The organism is Nocardia africana NBRC 100379 (assembly GCF_001612635.1).
Taxonomy (GTDB): Bacteria; Actinomycetota; Actinomycetes; order Mycobacteriales; family Mycobacteriaceae; genus Nocardia; species Nocardia africana.
The window spans coordinates 1-20,301 of record NZ_BDAV01000002.1; the positions used below are offsets into that span (position 1 = coordinate 1).

Annotated in this window: 22 protein-coding genes; 2 read left to right on the forward strand and 20 right to left on the reverse strand. The window is 66.1% G+C overall.

Translation table 11 applies throughout. The annotated features are described in order from the left end of the window. From NA3_RS01625 to NA3_RS01635, 3 genes are all read right to left on the reverse strand, one after another. On the reverse strand, positions 1 to 1,881 hold a 1,881-nt coding region (locus NA3_RS01625; RefSeq protein WP_501193616.1), incomplete at its 3' end, for a WXG100-like domain-containing protein. Positions 1,882 to 1,887: 6 nt separating this feature from the next. Beyond that, positions 1,888 to 2,403, reverse strand: coding sequence for a YbaB/EbfC family nucleoid-associated protein (locus tag NA3_RS01630; protein ID WP_062961822.1), 516 nt, complete (start codon positions 2,401 to 2,403; stop codon positions 1,888 to 1,890). Positions 2,404 to 2,437: 34 nt separating this feature from the next. Beyond that, the gene (locus NA3_RS01635; protein ID WP_062961823.1) at positions 2,438 to 3,241 is read right to left on the reverse strand and encodes a DUF6585 family protein; all 804 of its coding nucleotides are present in this window, start codon (positions 3,239 to 3,241) and stop codon (positions 2,438 to 2,440) included. Between the two features lie 236 nt (positions 3,242 to 3,477). On the opposite strand from NA3_RS01635, the gene NA3_RS01640 reads away from it, so the two are divergent. Beyond that, positions 3,478 to 3,675 (forward strand): hypothetical protein, encoded by a 198-nt coding sequence (locus NA3_RS01640; RefSeq protein ID WP_030513409.1) that lies wholly within the window; start codon positions 3,478 to 3,480, stop codon positions 3,673 to 3,675. Positions 3,676 to 3,736: 61 nt separating this feature from the next. Here NA3_RS01640 and map read toward each other — a convergent pair whose 3' ends face one another. The 13 genes from map to rplN form a co-directional block, all read right to left on the reverse strand. Further along, positions 3,737 to 4,537 (reverse strand): type I methionyl aminopeptidase, encoded by an 801-nt coding sequence (gene map, locus NA3_RS01645; RefSeq protein ID WP_062961824.1) that lies wholly within the window; start codon positions 4,535 to 4,537, stop codon positions 3,737 to 3,739. Positions 4,538 to 4,542: 5 nt separating this feature from the next. Next, a complete protein-coding gene (locus NA3_RS01650; RefSeq protein WP_039776504.1) occupies positions 4,543 to 5,100 on the reverse strand; it encodes an adenylate kinase in 558 nt (185 codons plus the stop codon). Then, positions 5,097 to 6,416, reverse strand: a complete 1,320-nt coding sequence (gene secY / locus NA3_RS01655; RefSeq protein WP_062961825.1) for a preprotein translocase subunit SecY — start codon at positions 6,414 to 6,416, stop codon at positions 5,097 to 5,099. Before secY ends, NA3_RS01650 begins: the two co-directional genes overlap by 4 nt. Before the next feature lie 194 nt (positions 6,417 to 6,610). After that, positions 6,611 to 7,057: a 50S ribosomal protein L15 gene (gene rplO / locus NA3_RS01660; protein WP_030513405.1), complete on the reverse strand. Its 447-nt coding sequence runs from the start codon at positions 7,055 to 7,057 to the stop codon at positions 6,611 to 6,613. Next, positions 7,054 to 7,239 (reverse strand): 50S ribosomal protein L30, encoded by a 186-nt coding sequence (rpmD, locus tag NA3_RS01665; RefSeq protein ID WP_030513404.1) that lies wholly within the window; start codon positions 7,237 to 7,239, stop codon positions 7,054 to 7,056. Before rpmD ends, rplO begins: the two co-directional genes overlap by 4 nt. A gap of 1 nt (position 7,240) precedes the next feature. After that, on the reverse strand, positions 7,241 to 7,885 hold the full coding sequence (gene rpsE, locus NA3_RS01670; protein WP_039776501.1) for a 30S ribosomal protein S5: 645 nt from the start codon (positions 7,883 to 7,885) through the stop codon (positions 7,241 to 7,243). A 49-nt stretch (positions 7,886 to 7,934) separates the two neighbouring features. Then, positions 7,935 to 8,342 carry a 50S ribosomal protein L18 gene (rplR, locus tag NA3_RS01675; RefSeq protein ID WP_062961826.1) on the reverse strand — a complete coding sequence of 136 codons (408 nt, stop codon included), beginning with the start codon at positions 8,340 to 8,342 and terminating at the stop codon, positions 7,935 to 7,937. Between the two features lie 3 nt (positions 8,343 to 8,345). After that, a complete protein-coding gene (gene rplF, locus NA3_RS01680; RefSeq protein ID WP_062961827.1) occupies positions 8,346 to 8,885 on the reverse strand; it encodes a 50S ribosomal protein L6 in 540 nt (179 codons plus the stop codon). A 14-nt stretch (positions 8,886 to 8,899) separates the two neighbouring features. After that, positions 8,900 to 9,298 carry a 30S ribosomal protein S8 gene (gene rpsH, locus NA3_RS01685; RefSeq protein WP_062962014.1) on the reverse strand — a complete coding sequence of 133 codons (399 nt, stop codon included), beginning with the start codon at positions 9,296 to 9,298 and terminating at the stop codon, positions 8,900 to 8,902. Positions 9,299 to 9,734: 436 nt separating this feature from the next. Continuing rightward, positions 9,735 to 9,920 carry a type Z 30S ribosomal protein S14 gene (locus NA3_RS01690; protein ID WP_025347225.1) on the reverse strand — a complete coding sequence of 62 codons (186 nt, stop codon included), beginning with the start codon at positions 9,918 to 9,920 and terminating at the stop codon, positions 9,735 to 9,737. Between the two features lie 4 nt (positions 9,921 to 9,924). Beyond that, the gene (gene rplE / locus NA3_RS01695) at positions 9,925 to 10,497 is read right to left on the reverse strand and encodes a 50S ribosomal protein L5 (RefSeq protein ID WP_062961828.1); all 573 of its coding nucleotides are present in this window, start codon (positions 10,495 to 10,497) and stop codon (positions 9,925 to 9,927) included. A gap of 2 nt (positions 10,498 to 10,499) precedes the next feature. Beyond that, positions 10,500 to 10,814: a 50S ribosomal protein L24 gene (gene rplX, locus NA3_RS01700; RefSeq protein WP_036498213.1), complete on the reverse strand. Its 315-nt coding sequence runs from the start codon at positions 10,812 to 10,814 to the stop codon at positions 10,500 to 10,502. Position 10,815: 1 nt separating this feature from the next. Then, positions 10,816 to 11,184: a 50S ribosomal protein L14 gene (gene rplN / locus NA3_RS01705; RefSeq protein WP_030513395.1), complete on the reverse strand. Its 369-nt coding sequence runs from the start codon at positions 11,182 to 11,184 to the stop codon at positions 10,816 to 10,818. A 406-nt stretch (positions 11,185 to 11,590) separates the two neighbouring features. Between rplN and NA3_RS01710 the strand changes: the two genes are divergently transcribed. Further along, positions 11,591 to 13,633 carry a M13 family metallopeptidase gene (locus NA3_RS01710; protein ID WP_308189562.1) on the forward strand — a complete coding sequence of 681 codons (2,043 nt, stop codon included), beginning with the start codon at positions 11,591 to 11,593 and terminating at the stop codon, positions 13,631 to 13,633. Positions 13,634 to 13,651: 18 nt separating this feature from the next. Here NA3_RS01710 and NA3_RS01715 read toward each other — a convergent pair whose 3' ends face one another. The 4 genes from NA3_RS01715 to NA3_RS01730 form a co-directional block, all read right to left on the reverse strand. After that, a complete protein-coding gene (locus NA3_RS01715; protein ID WP_062961830.1) occupies positions 13,652 to 15,760 on the reverse strand; it encodes an amylo-alpha-1,6-glucosidase in 2,109 nt (702 codons plus the stop codon). A 268-nt stretch (positions 15,761 to 16,028) separates the two neighbouring features. Beyond that, positions 16,029 to 17,183: an alkane 1-monooxygenase gene (locus NA3_RS01720; RefSeq protein WP_062961831.1), complete on the reverse strand. Its 1,155-nt coding sequence runs from the start codon at positions 17,181 to 17,183 to the stop codon at positions 16,029 to 16,031. Positions 17,184 to 17,449: 266 nt separating this feature from the next. Then, a complete protein-coding gene (locus tag NA3_RS01725; RefSeq protein ID WP_128145068.1) occupies positions 17,450 to 18,766 on the reverse strand; it encodes a lipase family protein in 1,317 nt (438 codons plus the stop codon). Between the two features lie 101 nt (positions 18,767 to 18,867). Next, on the reverse strand, positions 18,868 to 19,941 hold the full coding sequence (locus tag NA3_RS01730; RefSeq protein WP_062961833.1) for a lipase family protein: 1,074 nt from the start codon (positions 19,939 to 19,941) through the stop codon (positions 18,868 to 18,870). Positions 19,942 to 20,301: the final 360 nt, after the last annotated feature.

Sequence of the window (20,301 nt, forward strand, 5' to 3'; positions counted from 1 at the left end):
AAACGGCCGGGAAAAGTTCGGCGGATTATTCGAATTCCCTCCCGGGGCGGCGTTGACTGTCGGCGCCGGGCGAGAGCCCGGGGCTGCATTCGCGGAGCTGCCGGCCGGATGCGGCGCGGATCCGTCGCCACCGCCCACCGGCGGCGGTGGCGCGGGACGCGACGGCACCATGTAGTTCGGATCCGAGGGTGAGCGAAACCCACCGCCCCCCTGCCCACCGTTCACCGGCGGCTGCGGCGCCGGACGCGACGGAGTCATATAGTTCGGATCCGACGGGTCGCGGAAACCACCGCCCTGCCCACTGTTCACCGGCGGCGGTGGCGCGGGACGCGACGGCGTCATGTAATTCGGATCCGACGGATCACGGAAACCACCACCGTGCCCACCATTCACCGGCGACGGTGGCGCCGGACGCGACGGCGTCATGTAATTCGGATCCGACGGATCACGGAAACCACCACCGCCCCCACCGGACGTCGACTGGTGGTGTCCACCGAAACCCGGTGTGCCCGAATGGTTGCCGCCACCACTGACACCGGCCGTTCGGGTCGGCGCGACGGGAGCCGGGCGCGACGGAGTCATGTAATTCGGATCGGACGGGTCGCGGAAACCACCGCCCTGCTGGTGGTTTCCCCCCGAGTTCGTCGTCGCGGTATTCGTCGTGCCACCCGAGTGCGTCGACGCCGCCCCGGTCTCCCCCGCCACCGGTCGCGGCGCCAGCGGGTTGTTCGGGGGCGGTGTCTTCGGCGGGGCCCACGGCGCCTTCGCATTCATCCACAGGTTGAATCTCGGGTCGCCCTGGGTATTGGTGGTGGTCTTCGTGCCGAGACCGCGCATACCGCCGACCATTCCACCGCGGGCCGCACTACCTACCCAGCCTTCCGGCCCCGCGAACGCACCCGCGATATCGCCGGTCACCGCACCCGCGCCGAGATTGCCGAATATGTTGCCGAATACACCGGCGGTGGCACCGATGGTCGCCCCTTGCAGGAACATCCCCGACCGGAACGGCATATTGGTGATCGCGCCGCCGAATTTCTTGTCGAGATTGCCGATCCCGAAGCCCATGTAGCGACCGAGTTCGCGACCGGGAATGGTGCTCAATGCCGAGGCCGCCCAGGATGCCCCGAATTCCTTCCAGTTGAATCCGTGCCGCTTACCGTCGGCGATCTGCGCGCCCTGCACGATCGCGTTGGTCACCGGGCCCCAGAGCGCCCCCTCACCGAATTTCAGCGTGTAGACACCCATGCCCTTCGCCGTGGGCAGAATCGTCTTGGCCTTGTACTTCCAGGTCTGCCCCTTCATCCCCTTCCAGGTATCGGCCGAGAGGATGTGCTTGAACCAGTAACGGGAGGCGCCGTTGAGTTCACCGCGCGTGGCGAAACCCAGTTTCGCCCATGCGCGCTCGAGTGCGTTCTGCAGCGCGTCGGCGATATATTTCACGATCGATCGCGTGGTGCCGATCGCGGCGGCCTCCACCGCCGGCGCGGTCGGCGGGAACAGCCACGCCCAGGCGATCTCGACCAGCAGCAGGCACAACGAGACGATGATGTTGATTTTCGCCGACTGCAGTTCGGTACCGACATCGAAGGTCGAATCGCTGATGGTCTTGAACGATTCGGCCAGGGTCGCGAGCGACTGGTCACCCTGCAGGAAGGCATCGAACAACTTGCCGATCTGATCGGCGGCATCGCCGGCCGGAAATGCCGCCATCGCCGCCGTTTTCGCGCTCTCGATACCGGAGACCTGCGCCGCGAGATCCTTCGACGCCTGTTCCCAGGCCCGCGAAACCGCCCACATCTTGTCTTCGTCACCGTCGGGCCAGCTCGAGCCGGCGACCCAGGCGATCGGACGCACGGGCGGGGGCAGGTACAGGCTCACGGGGAATCAGTCCTCGTCGGACACCATCGAGCGGTGCGCGCTGCCGTCCACCGGATGCGCGGGCGGAACGTCGCGATAGTCCTCGACCCGGGTCGGCGCCGGTGGCGCGGTGGGCATCATCTGCCCGAGATCCGGTGCGCCCTCGACGAATTCCGACAATTTCGGCAACTGCGCCTTGCGCTCACGCAGCGGCCGCATCAGTTCGGCGCCGAGTCGCAGCACCTCCGCCGCGGCCTGCTGCACCGCCGCGGTCATCCCCGCGGCGATCTCGTCGTAGGTCAGATCGGCGATGTCGTCGGCGAACTTCGTGTCGATCAGCAGTCCATCGGCATTGACCGTCACCTGAATTCGCTGCTCACAGGTGCTCGCCGTGGCCGTCAGCCGGGAGCGTCGCATCTGGATCTCCGCGATCCCGCGCAATTGCTCGTCGAGCCCCTCGAGCACCGTCATCATGTCGGCATGAAGCCGTTCGTTGACCACTGCCACCTCCACCGTCGACGCGCGCAGTAGCAACAACAGCACACCAGATTGAATATCCGGTGGCGCCCAAGGAAATTCAGTGTCGGCTGCCGCCGTGCACCCGCGTCAGGTGGGTCGCCAGGGCCTCGAAGATCAGGAAGTTCGGAATATCGCTCACCATCGCGGAGGTCAGCGCGAACCAGCGCCCGGCCACATCGACGCTGAGCCGGCCCTCGGAAATCGACACCTGATTCACCTGCGACCACGGCGCCGACTTGCGCGGTGAGCCGACCTCGTACCACGTCATCCACAGCTCGCCGAAGACGAGCCGATGTCCCGCCTGCAGGGCTGCCAGCGCCTGCGGCAACTGCGCTTCGGTGACGGCCTGCTGAATCGCCGGCCCCCACTGCTGCGGATCCGAAATCCCGTCGCCGACAACGAAATTCGTTCCGGCGAGATCGGTGAGGGTATAGGCGTAGGTGGTACCGATGTGATGGCCGTTGCGCATATGCCGCACGATGTTCTGATACACGGTGGTGCTGTCGTAACGCACCGCCCACAACCGGCCCAGCAGGGCCGCGACCAGTCCCCGCTCGTAGAGGTCCAGCCGGGCGCCCTCGTAGCTGCGGGTGTAGCGGAATGCCCGAATCAGCGCCGGTATCAACACGATCGGAAAGACCGCGGCCAGAATTCCGAGGACCGGCTGCCTCACCGCGAACGACACCACCGCCGCGATCACCCCGGCGATCGCGAGCACGATCAGCACGATCTTGCCGCCCGTGCGTGGCGGACGGGGCAGATATGTCCGGTGATGCCGGCCCAGCCCGGACCGCGCGGCCAGATCACCGATCGCCGCCACCAATTCCCGATCGCTACCCTCGGCCATCACCGAACCGGCCACAGTCCCCCCTCGATACACGGTTACGCCGTCGAGCAGCTTAATCGACCCGGCACGGGCGAGCGCGGCGCCGGACAGCTGTGGCACACCCGCAGCGCCTCGCCGCACCGTTTGTGAGATGTCCAATGCGCAACCCGGAACCGATCGACCGGACCGGCCCGCGAGTTAGGTTCACGACCAGCAAATATTCATCTCCACGTGCGGTCTCGACGCCGTACGCCGATTTGGAGGGAGGGCCCGTGACGGAACGCAGTATCGCCATGAACCCCGGAATGCACGAGGTTCTCGACTACTTCGGCAAATGCCCCGAATGCGGTTATCCCGCACGGGCTTCGGCCGACTTCGCCGGGGCGCCCACCGTCGTCGCCAGTTGCGACCGCCCGTGCGGCTGGACCGGCGTGGTACCGCTCACCACCATGACCGGGCGCACCGCGTGACAGCCCGCTGACAGCACGACGCACCCGCGCCGACGAGGCCACGGGTGCGTCGCGAAACGAATTATTCGGGACGAACGGTCAGGATCCGCGGACCGTCCTCGGTGACAGCCACCGTGTGCTCCCAGTGCGCGGCGCGACTGCCGTCGGTGGTGACGACGGTCCAATCATCGTCCAGCACAGTGGTTTCCGTGGTGCCGAGGGTCAGCATCGGCTCGATGGCCAGCACCGAACCGACCACCAGTTTCGGACCGCGTCCGGGCGCGCCCTCGTTGGCGAGGAACGGATCCATATGCATCTGGCGGCCGATGCCGTGTCCGCCGTACCCGTCCACGATGCCGTAGGCGCGGCCGTGCTCCTTCTCCGCGGCGCGCGTCCCCAGCTCGATGGCGTGCGAGACGTCGGTCAGGCGATTGCCCGGCAGCATGGCCGCGATCCCCGCGTCCATCGACAGCCGGGTGGCCTCGCTGAGCAGCCGATCGGCCTCGATGACCTCGCCGACGCCGAACGTCCACGCCGAATCGCCGTGCCAGCCGTCGAGAATCGCGCCGCAGTCGATGGATACCAGATCGCCCTCGGCGAGCACCTCGTCCTTCGACGGAATCCCGTGCACCACCCGGTCGTTCACCGAGGAGCAGATCGATCCCGGGAAACCGTGATAGCCCTTGAAGGACGGGACGGCGCCCGCTTCGCGAATGGTCTGCTCGGCGACCTCGTCCAATTCCAAGGTCGACACGCCGGGCTTGGCGGCCGCGCGCACGGCCACCAGCGCACGGCCGACGATCGCGCCGGCCGCGGCCATGGCATCGAGCTCACCGGCGGTGCGGAACGGCACCACCTTCTTCTGCTTGAGGCCGAAAACCATTCGCCTCAGCGACCCAGGGCTCGGAGCGCGCGGGTGTTGACCTCGGCGATCTCACCGACACCGTCGACGGCGACCACGAGACCGTCGTAGTGCTCGAGCAGCGGCTCGGTTTCCTCGCGGTACACGTTCATCCGGTTCCGGATGATCGTCTCGTTGTCGTCGGTGCGTCCGCTGGTGCGGCCGCGCTCGACCAGACGCTCGACGAGCGTCTCCTCGGGAACCTCGAAACTCAGGACCGCGTCCAGCGCGTGGCCGGACTCCTTGAGCATCTTCTCCAGGGCCTCGGCCTGGTCGACCGTGCGCGGGTAGCCGTCGAGCACGAAACCGTTGACGGCGTCGGGCTCGGCGATGCGGGACTCCACCATGCGATTGGTCACGTCACTGGGCACCAGGTTGCCGGCGTCGAGGTACTTCTGCGCCTCGCGGCCCAGCGGGGTCTGCTGGGAGATGTTCGCACGGAACAAATTCCCCGTGGAGATGTGCGGAACACCCAGCTTGTCCGACAGCAGTTCGGCCTGTGTCCCTTTACCGGCACCCGGCGGTCCGAGCAGTACGAGTCTCACTTGAGGAACCCTTCGTAATTTCTGTTCATCAGTTGGCTCTCGATCTGTTTGACCGTATCGAGGCCGACGCTCACGACGATCAGCACCGACGTGCCGCCGAACGGCAGGAAGTTCGAACCGCCGCCGCCACCACCGATGTGCAACAGCAGGTTGGGCAGTACGGCAACAGCACCGAGATAGATCGAACCGGGGAGGGTGATTCGGCTCAGTACATAGTTCAGATAGTCGGCGGTCGGCTTACCCGGACGGTAACCGGGAATGAAGCCGCCGAACTTCTTCATCTCGTCCGCGCGTTCCTCCGGGTTGAAGGTGATCGCGACGTAGAAGTAGGTGAAGAACACGATCAACGCGAAGTAGATCACGACGTACACCGGGTTGCCCGGGTTCACCAGATACTTCTGGATGATCTTCTGCCACCAGCTGTCGGAGTTGGTCGACTGGGTCAGCTGGGCGACCAGGTTCGGCAGATACAGCAGCGAGGAGGCGAAGATCACCGGGATCACACCCGCCTGGTTGACCTTCAGCGGTAGGTAGGTCGAGGAGCCGCCGTACATCTTGCGGCCGACCACACGCTTGGCGTACTGCACCGGTATCCGGCGCTGGCCCTGTTCGACGAAGATCACGCCGACGATCACCACGAAGGCGGCGACACACACCAGCCCGAAGATCAGGCCGCCCTTGCTGTCGAGGATCTGCTTGCCCTCGCTCGGGATGCGGGCGGCGATACCGGCGAAGATCAGCAGCGACATACCGTTGCCGATACCGCGCTCGGTGATCTGCTCGCCGAACCACATCACCAGCGCCGCGCCGGCGGTCATCACCAGCACGATGATGATCATGCCGAAGATGCTGGTGTCGGCGAGGATGTCCTGCGGGCAGCCGCGCAGCAGCTGACCGCGCGCGGCCAGGGCCACCAGACCCGTGGCCTGCAGAATCGCGAGCGCGATCGACAGATACCGCGTGTACTGCGTCATCTTGTTCTGGCCGGACTGGCCTTCTTTTCGCAGTTCCTCGAACCGCGGGATGACCACCGTCAGCAGCTGGATGATGATGCTCGCGGTGATGTAGGGCATGATCCCGATCGCGAACACCGACAGCTGCAGCAGCGCACCACCCGAGAACAGGTTGATCAGCTGGTAGATGCCGGCATTGTCACCGCCGGAGACGACGTCGATGCAATGACGGATCGCCTTGTAGTCGACGCCGGGCGACGGTAGCGAGGCGCCGACGCGGTACAGCGCGATCAGGCCCAGCGTGAAGAGAATCTTCCGCCGCAAGTCCGGGGTCCGGAAGGCCGACACGAAGGCGGAAAGCACAGATCCTCCTGGCTGACGACACGGGGGTCACGCCCACTTCCGTCACCTCGGCACATACCGGTGCCCTACAGGGCGGGGCCGGTCCTGTGCCACGACAACGGGGCAGACTGGTTGGCAGACAACACTTGAACTCTAACAGCGACGCCGGACGGGCTCTCACCCGTCCGGCGCCCCGACTGCATTACCGGTAACTGTCAGCCCAGTTCGGTGGCGGTACCACCGGCGGCGGTGATCTTCTCCTTGGCGGAGCCGGAGAACTTGTCGGCGCTGACCTGGACGGCCACCCCGATCTCGCCCTCGCCGAGCACCTTCACCAACTGGTTCTTACGCACGGCACCGGCAGCGACGAGCTCGTCCTTGCCGATGGTGCCGCCCTGCGGGAACAGCCGCGCGATATCGCCGACGTTCACGACCTGGTACTCGACGCGGAACGGGTTGGTGAACCCCTTCAGCTTCGGCAGGCGCATGTGGATCGGCATCTGGCCGCCCTCGAAACGGGCCGGCACGTTCTTGCGAGCCTTCGTCCCCTTGGTACCGCGACCGGCGGTCTTACCCTTGGAGCCTTCACCGCGACCCACACGGATCTTCTCGGTCTTGGCGCCCGGGGCGGGCCGCAGGTGGTGGAGCTTGATGGGGGTCATGCGGTTTCCTCCTCAACGGAAACGAGGTGGCGCACGACGTTGATCAGCCCGCGGTTCTGGGCGTTGTCCTCGCGGACCACGGTCTGGCGGATACCGCGCAGGCCGAGGGTGCGAAGCGACTCCCGCTGATTCTTCTTGGCGCCGATCGTGGACTTGATCTGGGTCACCTTGAGCTGTGCCATGTCAGACTCCCTGTCCGGCACGCGCACGCAGCATGCCCGCCGGGGCAACGTCCTCGATCGGCAGACCGCGGCGAGCGGCCACCTCCTCCGGACGCTGCAGCATCTTCAGAGCCGCCACCGTGGCGTGCACGACGTTGATGGCGTTGTCGCTACCGAGCGACTTGGCCAGGATGTCGTGGATACCGGCGCACTCCAGCACGGCACGCGCCGCACCACCGGCGATCACACCGGTACCCGGCGAGGCCGGACGCAGCATGACGACACCGGCGGCAGCCTCACCCTGCACGGGGTGCGTGATGGTGCTGCCGATCATCGGGACGCGGAAGAAGCCCTTGCGAGCCTCCTCGACACCCTTCTGGATGGCCGCGGGAACTTCCTTGGCCTTGCCGTATCCGACACCGACCAGGCCGTTGCCGTCGCCCACGATCACGAGGGCGGTGAAGCTGAAGCGACGACCACCCTTCACGACCTTGGAGACGCGGTTGATCGCTACGACACGCTCGAGCTGGTTCTTCTCGGCGGCATTGTCGCGACGGTCACCGCCGCCGCGACGGTCGCGACCGCCGCCGCGCTGATCGCGCTCGTTGCCACTGCCACCCTGTCCGGCGGGTCCGCTGCCGCCGTCACGCCGCTGACGTCCCGGCATCAGACGTTCCTTCCGTTCATGTTCATTCGGTCCATGAGCTGAATCTGCATCAGAATTTCAACCCACCTTCGCGAGCAGCATCCGCCAGAGCGGCGATGCGGCCGTGGTAGTCGTGGCCACCGCGGTCGAACACCACGGCCTCCACACCGGCGGCCTTCGCGCGGGCGGCCAGCAGCTCGCCGACCTTCTTGCCCTTCGCGGACTTGTCACCGTCGAGCGCGCGCACATCCGCCTCGATCGAGGACGCGGACGCGACGGTCTTGCCGACGGAGTCGTCGATCACCTGGGCGTGCAGGTGCCGCGAGGAGCGGAACACGACCAGACGCGGACGCTCGGCGGTGCCGAGGACCCTCTTGCGCAGACGGAAATGCCGACGGGTCTTCGACACCCGGCGACGAGTCGACGCATCCTTGCCGACCGGCTTGCGGGCGGCTTTCTGAGCTTCAGTTTGTGCCATGGCTTACTTACCCGTCTTTCCGACCTTGCGGCGAACGACCTCACCGGCGTAGCGGATGCCCTTGCCCTTGTACGGGTCGGGCTTGCGCAGGCCGTGGATCACCGCGGCGATCTGGCCGACCTTCTGCTTGTCGATGCCGGACACCGAGAACTTGGTGGGGGCCTCGACCTGGAAGGTGATGCCCTCGGGAGCCTCGACCGGAACCGGGTGGCTGTAGCCGAGGGCGAACTCGAGGTTCGAACCCTTCTGCTGCACGCGGTAACCGACGCCGAAGATTTCCATCTTCTTCTCGTAGCCCTGGGTCACGCCGACGATCATGTTGTTGATCAGGGTGCGGCTCAGGCCGTGCAGCGAGCGGTTGCGGCGCTCGTCGTCGGGACGGGCCACCTCCAGCTCACCGTTCTCGGCCTTGGTGACGGTGATCGGCTCCGCGACGGTGTGCGAGAGGGTGCCCTTGGGCCCCTTCACCGACACCTGCTGGCCGTCGATGGTCACCTCGACGCCGGCGGGAACCGAGATCGGCTTCTTACCGATACGCGACATTGTTCCTACCTCCCTTACCAGACGTAGGCGAGGACTTCCCCGCCCACACCCTGCTGCTTGGCCTGACGGTCGGTGAGCAGGCCCTTCGACGTGGAGATAATTGCCACGCCCAGACCGCCCAGCACCTTGGGCAGGTTGGTGGATTTCGCGTACACCCGCAGACCCGGCTTCGAGACGCGACGCACACCCTGCAGGCTGCGCTCCCGGCTCGGGCCGTACTTCAGGTCGACGATCAGGGTCTGGCCGACGTTCGCCTCTTCGGTGCGGTAGTCGGCGATGTAGCCCTCGCGCTTGAGGATCTCGGCGATGTTCGCCTTGAGCTTCGAGTGCGGAGCCTTCACCTGATCGTGGTACGCCGAGTTGGCGTTGCGCAGACGGGTCAGAAAGTCTGCGATCGGATCAGTCATGGTCATGTGTTGACCGTTACCTTTCTCGCCGCGGTTCCCATACAGCACCGTCACGCGGGGCGGTCGTGGGCCTACGACAATTTCGGCTGGTCCGGCCGACACCATTGCCGACCGGATTGGAATGCTGTCACCCGGAGCAATGCGCACGCATATGGGCACGAGGGTGCCCGAGCAACCGGTCTAGTGTAGGCGAGCGGCTCCAGCAGCCAAAATCGGGGTGAGTGCCGCCGATCAGCATCCCGATCGGTTCACGCGATCGGAGCGACGCCGGCGTCCGAAGACCTTGCGATGCACCATGTTTCACATCCGGCGAGTGCGACCACCCGCACCGAGTTCGGGACCCTCGTTCCGACGCGAGAAAGGGTACGGACTCGGCCGAGTCCGTACCCTTTCTCGATTCGATTGTCGCGCTCAGCGCGGGCGCTGCCTCAGCAGCGCCGGCTCACCAGGAGCTCTTGTGCACGCCCGGCAGCTCGCCGCGGTGCGCCATCTCACGGACGCAGACGCGGCAGAGGCCGAACTTGCGGTAGACCGCGCGGGGGCGGCCGCAGCGCTGGCAGCGGGTGTAGCCACGAACGGCGAACTTCGGCTTCGCGGCGGCTTTGTTGACGAGAGCTTTCTTAGCCATATGCTCAGTTCTCCTTGAACGGGAAGCCGAGGTGCTTGAGCAGGGCGCGGCCCTCCTCATCGTTGGTCGCGGTGGTCACGACCGTGATGTCCATACCGCGCGGACGGTCGATGGAGTCCACGTCGATCTCGTGGAACATCGACTGCTCGCTGAGGCCGAACGTGTAGTTGCCGTTGCCGTCGAACTGCTTCGGCGACAGGCCGCGGAAGTCGCGGATACGGGGCAGCGCGATGGACACCAGGCGGTCCAGGAACTCCCACATGCGGTCGCCGCGCAGCGTGACGCGCGCGCCGATCGGCATACCCTCACGCAGCTTGAACTGCGCGATGGACTTGCGGGCCTTGCGGATCTCCGGCTTCTGACCGGTGATCAGGGCCAGGTCGTTGACGGCGCCGTTGATCAGCTTGGCGTCGCGGGCGGCGTCACCGACACCCATGTTGACGACGACCTTCACCACGCCCGGGATCTGCATCACGTTGGCGTAGTTGAACTCGCTGTTCAGCGCGTCCTTGATCTCCGCGCGGTAGCGCAGCTTCAGACGCGGAGCAATCTTCTCTGTGTTTTCTGCCGTGGTCATGCTCAGATGTCCTTCCCGTTGCGACGGGAGATGCGCACCCGCTTGCCGTTCTCGTCGGTGCGGTAACCCACCCGGGTCGGCTTGCCGTCGGAGTCGACAACCATCACGTTGGACACGTGGATGGGCGCCTCCTGGGTCACGATGCCGCCGGAGCTGGCGCCGCGCTGGTTCGCGGAGTTCGCGACGTGCTTCTTGATCCGGTTCACGCCCTCGACCAGGACCTTGTCGGTCGCCGGGTAGGCCTGGATGACCTTGCCCTTGGCGCCCTTGTCCTTACCCGAGACGACGATCACGGTGTCGCCCTTGTGCACCTTCATGTCAGAGCACCTCCGGGGCCAGCGAAACGATCTTCATGAACCGCTTGTCACGCAGCTCGCGGCCGACGGGGCCGAAGATGCGGGTGCCACGCGGATCGTTGTCCGCCTTGATCAGCACCGCGGCGTTCTCGTCGAACTTGATGTACGAACCGTCCGGACGACGACGCTCCTTGACGGTGCGCACGACGACCGCCTTGACGACGTCACCCTTCTTGACGTTGCCGCCGGGGATGGCGTCCTTGACGGTGGCGACGATGACGTCGCCGATACCGGCATAGCGACGCGACGACCCGCCGAGCACGCGGATGCACAGAATCTCCTTGGCACCCGTGTTGTCGGCGACGCGCAGTCGCGACTCCTGCTGAATCACTTCAGCTCCTCCTAGACCTGGACGTAATGCACGCCGGATTACCGACCCGACGGGCATGGTCAGTTGCCCTTCGACGGACCTTGACGGCCCGCTCCCGCAAGCTCAGCGGGGCAGCGCCTGCCAGCGGTTTTGCATGATCGGAAGGATCAACCACTGTGGGTTCGCGGCCGAAGTGCGGGCACAATGCCCGCAGGCAACCGGTCAAGTGTAGCGAAGCCGCAGGTCGCACCCAAATCGGGGCCGAGCCGAGAGTGCGGGGTGGCCACCCCACGCGTGGCGGCCGAACTCAGGCGTTACTCAGCGGGTTCGGTTAGCCTCTCACCGACGCAACCGGCCCCGCCTCCGGGCGGAGCCGTCGTGATGGGCGTCGCGCAGGTGCACGATGAAGTCGGGGAGAGGATTTTCTGTGACATCGTCCGGTCGCCAGGTCCGCCTGGGTCGCCGCTCGTTCCTGATCGCCCTCGGCGCGGTGCCGGTGGCCACCGCCCTGGTGGCGTGCAACAGCGACGACGCGAAGCCGAAACCCCTCACCGGCCCCGACCTGTCGGGCCTCGACCCCGCGGTGCGGCCGCAGGACGATCTCTACCGCAATATCAACGGCACCTGGTTGCGCACCTACCAGCTGCCGCCGGACAAGGTCTCCTACGGCACCTTCGCCGAGGTGTCCGATCGGATCGAGGGACAGCTGCGCGAGGTCATCGACGGCATCCACGATCCGAAGGACGGGTCGGAGGGCCAGCAGATCCGCGACCTCTACGACGCCCGGATGGATCTGGACACACTCGAGAAGCTCGGCACCACCCCGCTGCAACCGCTGTTCGCGCGGATCGACGGGGCGCAGACCAAGGCCGACCTGGCGAAGGTCATGGGCGAGCTGCCGCTGGGCGGGCTGATCGGGCTGGGCGTGAGTATCGACCGCAAGAATTCCGACGCCTACATTCCTTCGGTGAGCCAATCCGGTCTCGGAATGAGCGAGCAGTACTACCGCAAACCCGAATTCGCGCAATATCTTTCGGCGTACCAGACGCTGCTGCACAAACTGGCGACCGGCGCCGGCCTGCCCGACCCGGACGGCGCGGCCGAGCGCACCCTGGATCTCGAGAAGCGCATCGCCGCGGGTTACTGGGACAACGTGCGCACCCGCGATTCCGATGCCACCTACAACCTCATGGCGTGGAACGAGATGACCACGCTGGCACCGGGTTTCGACTGGGAGCCGTGGCTGGCCGGCAGCACCGACCGGCCCAAGGAGCTGTTCGGGACGATGGTCGTCGGCGAGCCGTCGTTCGTCACCGCGGCCGGGCAGCTGTGGACCGAGGTGGATATCACCATCTGGCGGGAATGGCTGAAGCTCAGCCTTCTGCGCAAATACGCCAAGTACATGAACAAGGAACTGTCGGACGCGAACTTCGATTACCTGAAGGCCACCAGCGGAATCGCGCAGCGCCCGGAGCTGTGGAAGTCGGCGGTCGCGGTGGTCGACGCCAGTCTCGGTGAGCAGCTGGGCAAGTTGTACGTGGCGAAATACTTTCCGCCGCAGGCGAAGACGCGTGCCAAGGAACTGGTCGACAATCTGCTTGCCGCCTACCGCGACAACTTCCGCAACTCCTCCTGGATGTCGCCACGGACGCGCGAGGCCGCGATCGCTAAACTGGACAAGATCACGGTCAAGATCGGCTACCCCGACAAGTGGGTGGACTATTCGAAGCTGAAGGTCACCCGCGGCCGGCTGGTCGAATCGCTTCTCGCCATCGAGGCTTTCGAGGCGAAGCGTTCGATGGCCAAGCTGGGGACGCCGGTGGACAAGGCCGAATGGGACATGTCGCCGCAGACCGTCAACGCCTACTACGAGACCACCTCCAACTCCATCAACTTCCCCGCCGCGATCCTGCAGGCCCCGTTCTTCGACACCGACGCCGAACCGGCGGTGAACTACGGCGCGATCGGTGCGACCATCGGCCACGAGATCGGGCACGGCTTCGACGACCAGGGCTCGAAGTACAACGGCGAGGGCAATCGCGAGGACTGGTGGACCCCGGAGGACCGGGCCGCGTTCGACGCCAAGACGAAACAGTTGATCGATCAGTACAACGCGCTGGTGCCCGAGGGACTGCCGCCCAGCGATCACGTCAACGGCCAGCTGACCGTCGGCGAAAACCTCGCCGACCTGCGTGGACTGATGATCGCGCTGGCCGCCTTCCGCATCGAGGAAGCCAAGAACGGCCGCCACACCCCGGACTACACTCCGATGTTCCAGTCCTGGGGCCGCAACTGGCGGGAGAAGCGGACCCAGCAGTCGCTCGAACAGCAGGTCGCCACGGATCCGCACTCCCCCGGCGAATTCCGCTGCAACCAGGTGGTGCGCAACCTGCCGGAGTTCTACACGACCTTCGGCGTCCAGCCGTCGGACAAACTCTTCCTTCCCGAGGACCAGCGCGTCGCCCTGTGAGGTTCAGCCCTGTGAGGTTCAGTGGGTGATCAGTCGCCAATCCTCGGGCAGGTTGGTGGCGATCACCTGCTCGCCGTCCACCGCGAGATCCACCGCCGTTCCGCCGAGGCGCAGATCGGTGAGCTCCACTCTGCCCCAGCGCGCGGGAACGTGTGGCAGGACGGTCACCGTGCGATGCGGCACGTCGGGTTCGAGCCCGAGGAACGAACGGACCAGCAGCAGTGGCGCGGCACTGGCCCAGGCCTGCGGGGAACACGAGGTCGGATACGGCACCGGCGCCGAGAAGCGCGAACGCTGGAAACCGCAGAACAACTCGGGCAGGCGACCACCGAAAGCGGTTGCGGCGTCGAGTAATCCGTTGGACAGCCGGGTAGCCAGCCCGACCGCGCCCGGGATGTGCCGGTAACGCAGCAGACCGGCGACGGCGATGGCGGTGTCGTGCGGCCAGACCGAACCGTTGTGATAACTCATCGGATTGAACGCGCCCATACCGGAAGCCAATGTGCGCAAACCGAATCCGGAATCCATCTCCGCGGTCGCCAGATGGTGCACCAGTTGTTCGGCGTGTTCGTCGGTCACGATCCCCGACCACAGGCAATGCCCGACATTGCTGGTGAGCGCATCGACGCGGCGCTTGTTGCCGTCCAAAGCGACGGCATACCAGCCCTTTTCGGGAATCCAGAAGGCTTCAGAGAATTTCGTCCGCAATTCGGCGGCTTGTTCGCGCAGCTTCTCCGCCTTGTCCGACTGCCCGAATTCCTCGGCCAGTTCGGCGCGGGCGAGGATCGCCGCGTAGACGTAGCCCTGCACCTCGCACAATGCGATCGGCGCTTGGGCGAGATGTCCGGCCGCGTCGTTGATGCCGTCGAAGCTGTCCTTCCAGCCCTGATTGATCAGGCCGCGGTCGGTCGCGCGCTGATATTCGACGAAGCCGTCACCGTCGCGGTCGCCGAAGTGCGATATCCAATCGAGGGCGGCGTCGGCCGCCGGCAGCAGTGTCTGCACGGCGTCCGGCGACGCACCCCACCGCCGTGTCTCGGCCAGCAGCATCACGAAAAGCGGTGTGGCGTCGACGGTTCCGTAGTACACCTCACCGCCCAGGGCCAGTCCGCCCGCCGGGCCGCGGCGGATCTCGTGCATGATGCGGCCCGGCTCCTCCTCGGTGAGCGCGTCGACCTGCTGGCCCTGCATTTCGGCCAATTGCTGCATGGTGCCGAGTGCGAGCGAGGAGTCCAGCGGCAGCGCCATCCACGCGGTGAGCAGCGAGTCGCGGCCGAACAGCGTCATGAACCACGGCGCGCCGGCGGCGACGAAGGTGCGATGCCGGCGTTCCTCGCGAATCTGCAGTGCGCCCAGATCGCTTTCGGTGCGCTGCAGAATGGCGGTGAGCTGCGGATCGCCGGTGGTGAGTTTGGTGGCGGTATCGCGCCACGCGGCCATCTTGCGGCCCGGTTCGCTGCTGCGATAGTGCTCGCCGGGGCGCAGCGCGACATGCACCCGCTGATTGGCCACCGTCGGCTGCGCGAGGATCTCGGTCTGCCAGCGCCCGGTGGCGGGCACGACGATGCGCCAGGTCAGCGAGCCGGGCAGCACGGTCGGCAGTTCCGAGGAGGAGACCGCCAGGCCGCGTGCGCGATCGGAGCGGTCGTTGAGCAGCAGTTCGTTGTCGGTGACCAGTATTTCCGCGCGTCCGTGCCCGGCCCGGCCCTCCTTCACCGCGAACAGATCCACGAAGTCGGCGTCGGCCCGCAGTTCGAGCACCACGGCCGTGGGTTCGCGGCCGAGATTCTCCAGGATGACCGTCTCCCGCATACCGTCGGCGACGAGTCGTTCGCGCACCACCAGCAGACTGGAATCGGCGGCGCCGGACCGCGGCGGCCGCCGCAGGATGAAGCGCGCGGTGAAGGCCTCGGGACTGAGCACCGACAGCGGTTCGAGCCGCTGCCCGTCCACCCGCAGCTCCCAGCGCGACACCACTCGGGCATCGCGATAGAACAGGCCCTGCGAGGTTCCCGATTCCACGTCGCCGACCCGGTCGGACAGGCAGAAGGTGCTGCCCTCGACCAGCGTCACCGAACCGTTCAGCAGGGCGGGTTCGCCACCGTTGAGAGGTGAGGGCCCGGTCATCGCGCATCACCCCCGCGGGGGTGTCGTGGCGCCCCGCCGGGCGCGGTAGATCGTTTCGTCGACTCGAACATCACCATCGCGAACGGCTCCTCCCTGATCACCGGCGACCACCGATCCGGCTCGAGGTTTGCATGGGCCTATCCGACGACGTTCGCACGAGAACGTCTCGATCATCGAGAGTAACCGCTGAACGGTGTTCGGCACGGCCGATCCCTCGACCACGTCGCAAATCCGCGCTGTGCACGGCACGGCGAATCGCGGGCGGAACTCAGCGTGAGCGCTCGCCGGCCTTCTCGAACGGCCGTTTGCGCGGCGGTTTGACGTTGACCAGGCTGCGGTCGCCGCCGTAGTGGGCCAGCACCCGAGGATCGATCACGGCGCGCCACAGCGGCGGCACCGCGGCCAGCAGGACCATCCCGGCATACCCCATCGGAAGCTGTGGCGCCTGCTCGACGCTGCGCAAGGTCTGGTAGCGGCGCCCGGGATTCGCGTGGTGGTCGCTGTGGCGCTGCAGATGGAACAGGAAGATGTTGGTGACCAGACTGTCGCTGTTCCAGCTGTCGCGCGGCGAGCAGCGCCCGAAGCTGCCGTCGGCGCGCCGGGCGCGCAGCAGGCCGTAGTGCTCGACGTAGTTCACCGTCTCGAGCAGGAGGGCGCCGATCAACGCCTGCAAGGCCAGCCACGGGATCACCCGCGGGCCGAAGTACAGAATCATGCCGCCGAACAGCACGACGCTCATCGCCCAAGCCTGCAGCAGGTGATTCTCGTGGCTGAACCACCGTTTGCCCCTGCGTGCCAGCCGGTCCCGTTCGAGCCGGAACGCCGAGCGGAGCCCGCCGAACATGCTGCGCGGCAGAAACACCCACAGGGACTCGCCGAAGCGGGCGCTGGCCGGGTCGTCCGGTGTCGCGACACGGGCGTGGTGGCCGCGGTTGTGCTCGACGAAGAAGTGCCCGTACGCGGACTGCGCGAGCGCGATCTTCGACAGCCACCGTTCCAGATGCTCGGACCGGTGGCCGAGTTCGTGCGCGGCATTGATTCCGATACCGGACACCACCCCGAGTGTGATGGTGAGACCGAGTTTGTCGACGAACGACAGCACGTTGTCCGCCCACAGATAACCCGCGACGAACAGGCCGAAGAATTGCATCGGCAGGAACAGGTAAGTGCACCAACGGTAGTAGCGGTCGTTGGAGAGCGCTTCGTAGTCCTCGTCGTGCGGATTACTGCCGTCGTTTCCGATCGCCCAGTCCAGCAACGGAATGACCACGAAGACGATGATCGGCCCGATCCACCAGAACACCGGCGATCCGGTGAGGACCACCAGCGGACCGGGGAGCAGGGCACAAGCCGGTGCTATCAACCCCAGCATCCACAGGTAGCGCTTGGGGTCGCGGGCTCGGGATTGTTCGAAGATCGCCATGTACTTCTCGCTATCCAGAAGTGACACCAGATCGAGAATGCGGCCGCGCGAAGCGGCGCCGGCCTGAAACTTGAAGCGGCGTAGGCCCTGAAATATTCAGAGTAGCCGTTCGTGCCAGGCTGTCCAGAGATCAGCGAAAAAGACCTACGGACGTGCAGATACCCCGAAACCGCCAAGGTATGACCGCAATTTTCGGGCCCGGGTTTCCGATCGGAGACGACGCGACGCCGCCCACCCCGGTCGGCGGGCGGCGTCTGTCGGGCTCGCTACGGCAGGGCGCCGCAATTACTCGGCGCGGGCAGACCGCCCAGCCGATCGGTCATCCAGGAATGAGCGGCCGCCAGCGACGGGAAATAGGCCAGGTCGTGAGTACCCACGATACCGGTGACAGCGGGCAGTTGTGGATTCGCGTCCAGCTGCACCGGAGTGCCACCGGCGCACCACCCGGCGGCCACGGCGCGAACCGGTGGATACGGTGTGCCCTCGTCGTTCACGGCCGAGGCGATGAGTACCGGCATCGAGGGCGCCATGGTTCCGATGCGCTGCTCGTCGAATGCCGCTTTCAGGGCCGGCGACCGGTCGATGACAGCGGTGAGAGGTTCTCCGCTGGTGGTGATTTGCGTAATTCGTCGTATTTGAATGTCGAGTGACGCCGCGATGGCGCAGTTGCCCAGAGCGTCGTTCATCAGCCCTTTTCCGGCATCGTTGATTTCGGCATCGAGAATCGGACGCGTTTCGGGATAGTCGGCGGCGATGCCGTTGAGGGTGAACGGCGCGGCGGATCCGACACCGTGTTGGCCGTAGTTGTAGCCGATGAAATTCTCCGGGTCGACGATCGGCCCGCCGATATAGGCCCCGCGCACGTTCAGTTCGGGCGCGTAGCTCGATTGCAGCTCGGCGGCACCGGCCGAGGCCATACCGCCCTGAGAATAGCCGAACAGAATGACCGGCGAGTGCGGATTCAGTCCGGTGCCCGGCAATTGCAATGCGGCACGCGCGGAATCGAGTACGGCATACGCCTGTGCTTTCCGATTGAGAAAATCGTGCACATCGGGCGTGCCCAGGCCGTGATAATCGGTCAGCACCACGGCCATGCCGCGCGCGAGCAACGACGCCAGCGCGATGACGTCGTATTCGGCGATGAGGTCGTACGGCGGCCGGAACTGGGCCAGTTGCGGGAGCACCTTCGACGGCGCGCACTGATCGCCCTGGCCCTGAGAGCCGACTCCGTATGCGACCAGCGGGCGTTCACCCGGGCCGGTCCACGGCACCATCGGCTGCAGATAGGTGGCCACGACCGCGGTCGGAGCGTCGTGAGTGTCGCTGCTGACGTACATCATTCGCGTCGACGCCGCCGGCACGACACCCGGCTGGCCCGGCGCCGACATCGCCAGCGCCGCCGGTTGGGCACGAAGGATCGCGCCCGGCGGCACCGGCGGTACCGGCGGCGGTATGTAGAAATCATCGGCGGCGGCCTGCGTAGCCGGTTGCGGCACCGCGGGTGGCGCCGACATCACCGCGCCTCCGATCAGGACGAGCGAGCCGAACAACACTGCGTTCCATCTGCGGATCAGGCCCCTCACGATCGATCCTTCCCTGCGTTGTCAGCGGATGTATCTCGTTCGTCGAGCGATCGAACATCGGTGCCCCGGGGCGGCGTCCGCGCCCCATCCGGGCACGGCCGCTACGGCAGCGCGGCGCAGTTGGACGCCGCGGGCGCCGCCGCGAGCCGATCGGTCAGCCACATCTGCGACGCCGCCAAAGACGGGAAGAACGCGAGATCGTGGGTGCCGACGACACCGGAAATCGGCGGAAGCTGAGCATTCGCGTCCATCTGCACCGGCACGCCGCGACTGCACCACGCGGCGGCCACATCTCGGATCGGCGCGTACGGCGCGCCCTCGTCGTTGCGCGCCGACGCGATGAGCACCGGCGCCGACGGTGTGCCGCCGCCGATGCGCTGATCGGCGAACGCCTGGCTCAACGCCGGAGATCGGTCGATCACGGTCGTGAGTGGCTGTCCGCTGGAAGTGAATTGGGCCGTATGCTGCTGCGGATTGTCCACCGACACCGCGATGGCGCACTTGCCCGCGGCGTCGCGCATCAGCGCCTTACCGGCGTCGTTGAGTTCGGCGTCGAGCTCCGGGCGGGTATCGGGATAGTCCGCGACGATGCCGTTGAGGGTGAAGCCGACCGCACCGGAAAGGCTCGGCTGGCCCTCGTTGAACCCGATGAAGTATTCGGGGTCGACCACCGGGCCGCCGATGTAGGCGCCGAGCATATTCAGTTCGGGCGCATAGCTCGGTTGCAGCTCCGCCGCGCCGGCCGAGGCCATACCGCCCTGGGAGTAGCCGTAGAGGATGACCGGCGGCCGCGGCCCCAGGCCATTGTTCGGCACCTGCTGCGCCGCCCGCGCCGCATCGAGTACCGCATAGGATTGCGCTTTCCGATTCAGGAAGTCATGCATTTCCGGTGTGCCCAATCCGTGGTAATCGGTGACCACGACGGCCATCCCGCGCGACAGCAGCGAATACAGCGCCAACACATCGTATTCGGCGATGATGTCGAACGGCGGCTGGTATTGGACGAGCTGCGAGAGCACTTTCGAGGGCGCGCATTGATCGCCCTGCCCCTGCGTGCCGACCGCGTACGCGACCAATGGGCGTTCCCCGGGACCGTTCCACGGCAGCGTCGGCTGCAGATACGTTCCCGTCACCGCGGTCGGCGCGTCGTGCGTGTCGCTGCTCAGATACATCATGCGTGTCGAGATCGCCGGGACGACGCCGGGTTGCCCCGGCGCCGACAGTATCAGCGATGCGGGCTGAGCTCGTACGATGGCTCCAGGAGGACCAGGAGGCAGCGGCACCGGGGGAACATAGAAATCATCGGCGGCGGCCTGCGCCGGCGGCTGCGTCCACGCATGCGGCGCGGAGACCATTCCGCCCGCGACGGCGATGAGAGCTCCGAACAAGACAGCGGTACAACTGCGTATCCGGCTCCGCACGATTCGTCCTTCCTGAGCTTCGGGATGCCTATCGGAACGAACAAACGGATCTCGACAGTACCGAAAAAGACGGATCGATATTCTGGGAATCAGAATGACAGTCGGCGTGTCTCG

What these genes read in the sequence shown, in the direction of transcription:
- NA3_RS01715 (WP_062961830.1), bottom strand. Translation starts at nt 15,760, where the DNA reads ATGACCGGGCCCTCACCTCTCAACGGTGGCGAACCCGCCCTGCTGAAC.
- NA3_RS01720 (WP_062961831.1), bottom strand. Translation starts at nt 17,183, where the DNA reads ATGGCGATCTTCGAACAATCCCGAGCCCGCGACCCCAAGCGCTACCTG.
- rplO (WP_030513405.1), bottom strand. Translation starts at nt 7,057, where the DNA reads ATGACCCCCATCAAGCTCCACCACCTGCGGCCCGCCCCGGGCGCCAAG.
- rplR (WP_062961826.1), bottom strand. Translation starts at nt 8,342, where the DNA reads ATGGCACAAACTGAAGCTCAGAAAGCCGCCCGCAAGCCGGTCGGCAAG.
- rplE (WP_062961828.1), bottom strand. Translation starts at nt 10,497, where the DNA reads ATGACCACGGCAGAAAACACAGAGAAGATTGCTCCGCGTCTGAAGCTG.
- rpsE (WP_039776501.1), bottom strand. Translation starts at nt 7,885, where the DNA reads ATGCCGGGACGTCAGCGGCGTGACGGCGGCAGCGGACCCGCCGGACAG.
- NA3_RS01690 (WP_025347225.1), bottom strand. Translation starts at nt 9,920, where the DNA reads ATGGCTAAGAAAGCTCTCGTCAACAAAGCCGCCGCGAAGCCGAAGTTC.
- map (WP_062961824.1), bottom strand. Translation starts at nt 4,537, where the DNA reads ATGGTTTTCGGCCTCAAGCAGAAGAAGGTGGTGCCGTTCCGCACCGCC.
- rpsH (WP_062962014.1), bottom strand. Translation starts at nt 9,298, where the DNA reads ATGACCATGACTGATCCGATCGCAGACTTTCTGACCCGTCTGCGCAAC.
- rplF (WP_062961827.1), bottom strand. Translation starts at nt 8,885, where the DNA reads ATGTCGCGTATCGGTAAGAAGCCGATCTCGGTTCCCGCCGGCGTCGAG.
- rpmD (WP_030513404.1), bottom strand. Translation starts at nt 7,239, where the DNA reads ATGGCACAGCTCAAGGTGACCCAGATCAAGTCCACGATCGGCGCCAAG.
- NA3_RS01730 (WP_062961833.1), bottom strand. Translation starts at nt 19,941, where the DNA reads ATGATGTATCTGAGCAGCGACACGCACGACGCGCCGACCGCGGTGACG.
- rplX (WP_036498213.1), bottom strand. Translation starts at nt 10,814, where the DNA reads ATGAAGGTGCACAAGGGCGACACCGTGATCGTCGTCTCGGGTAAGGAC.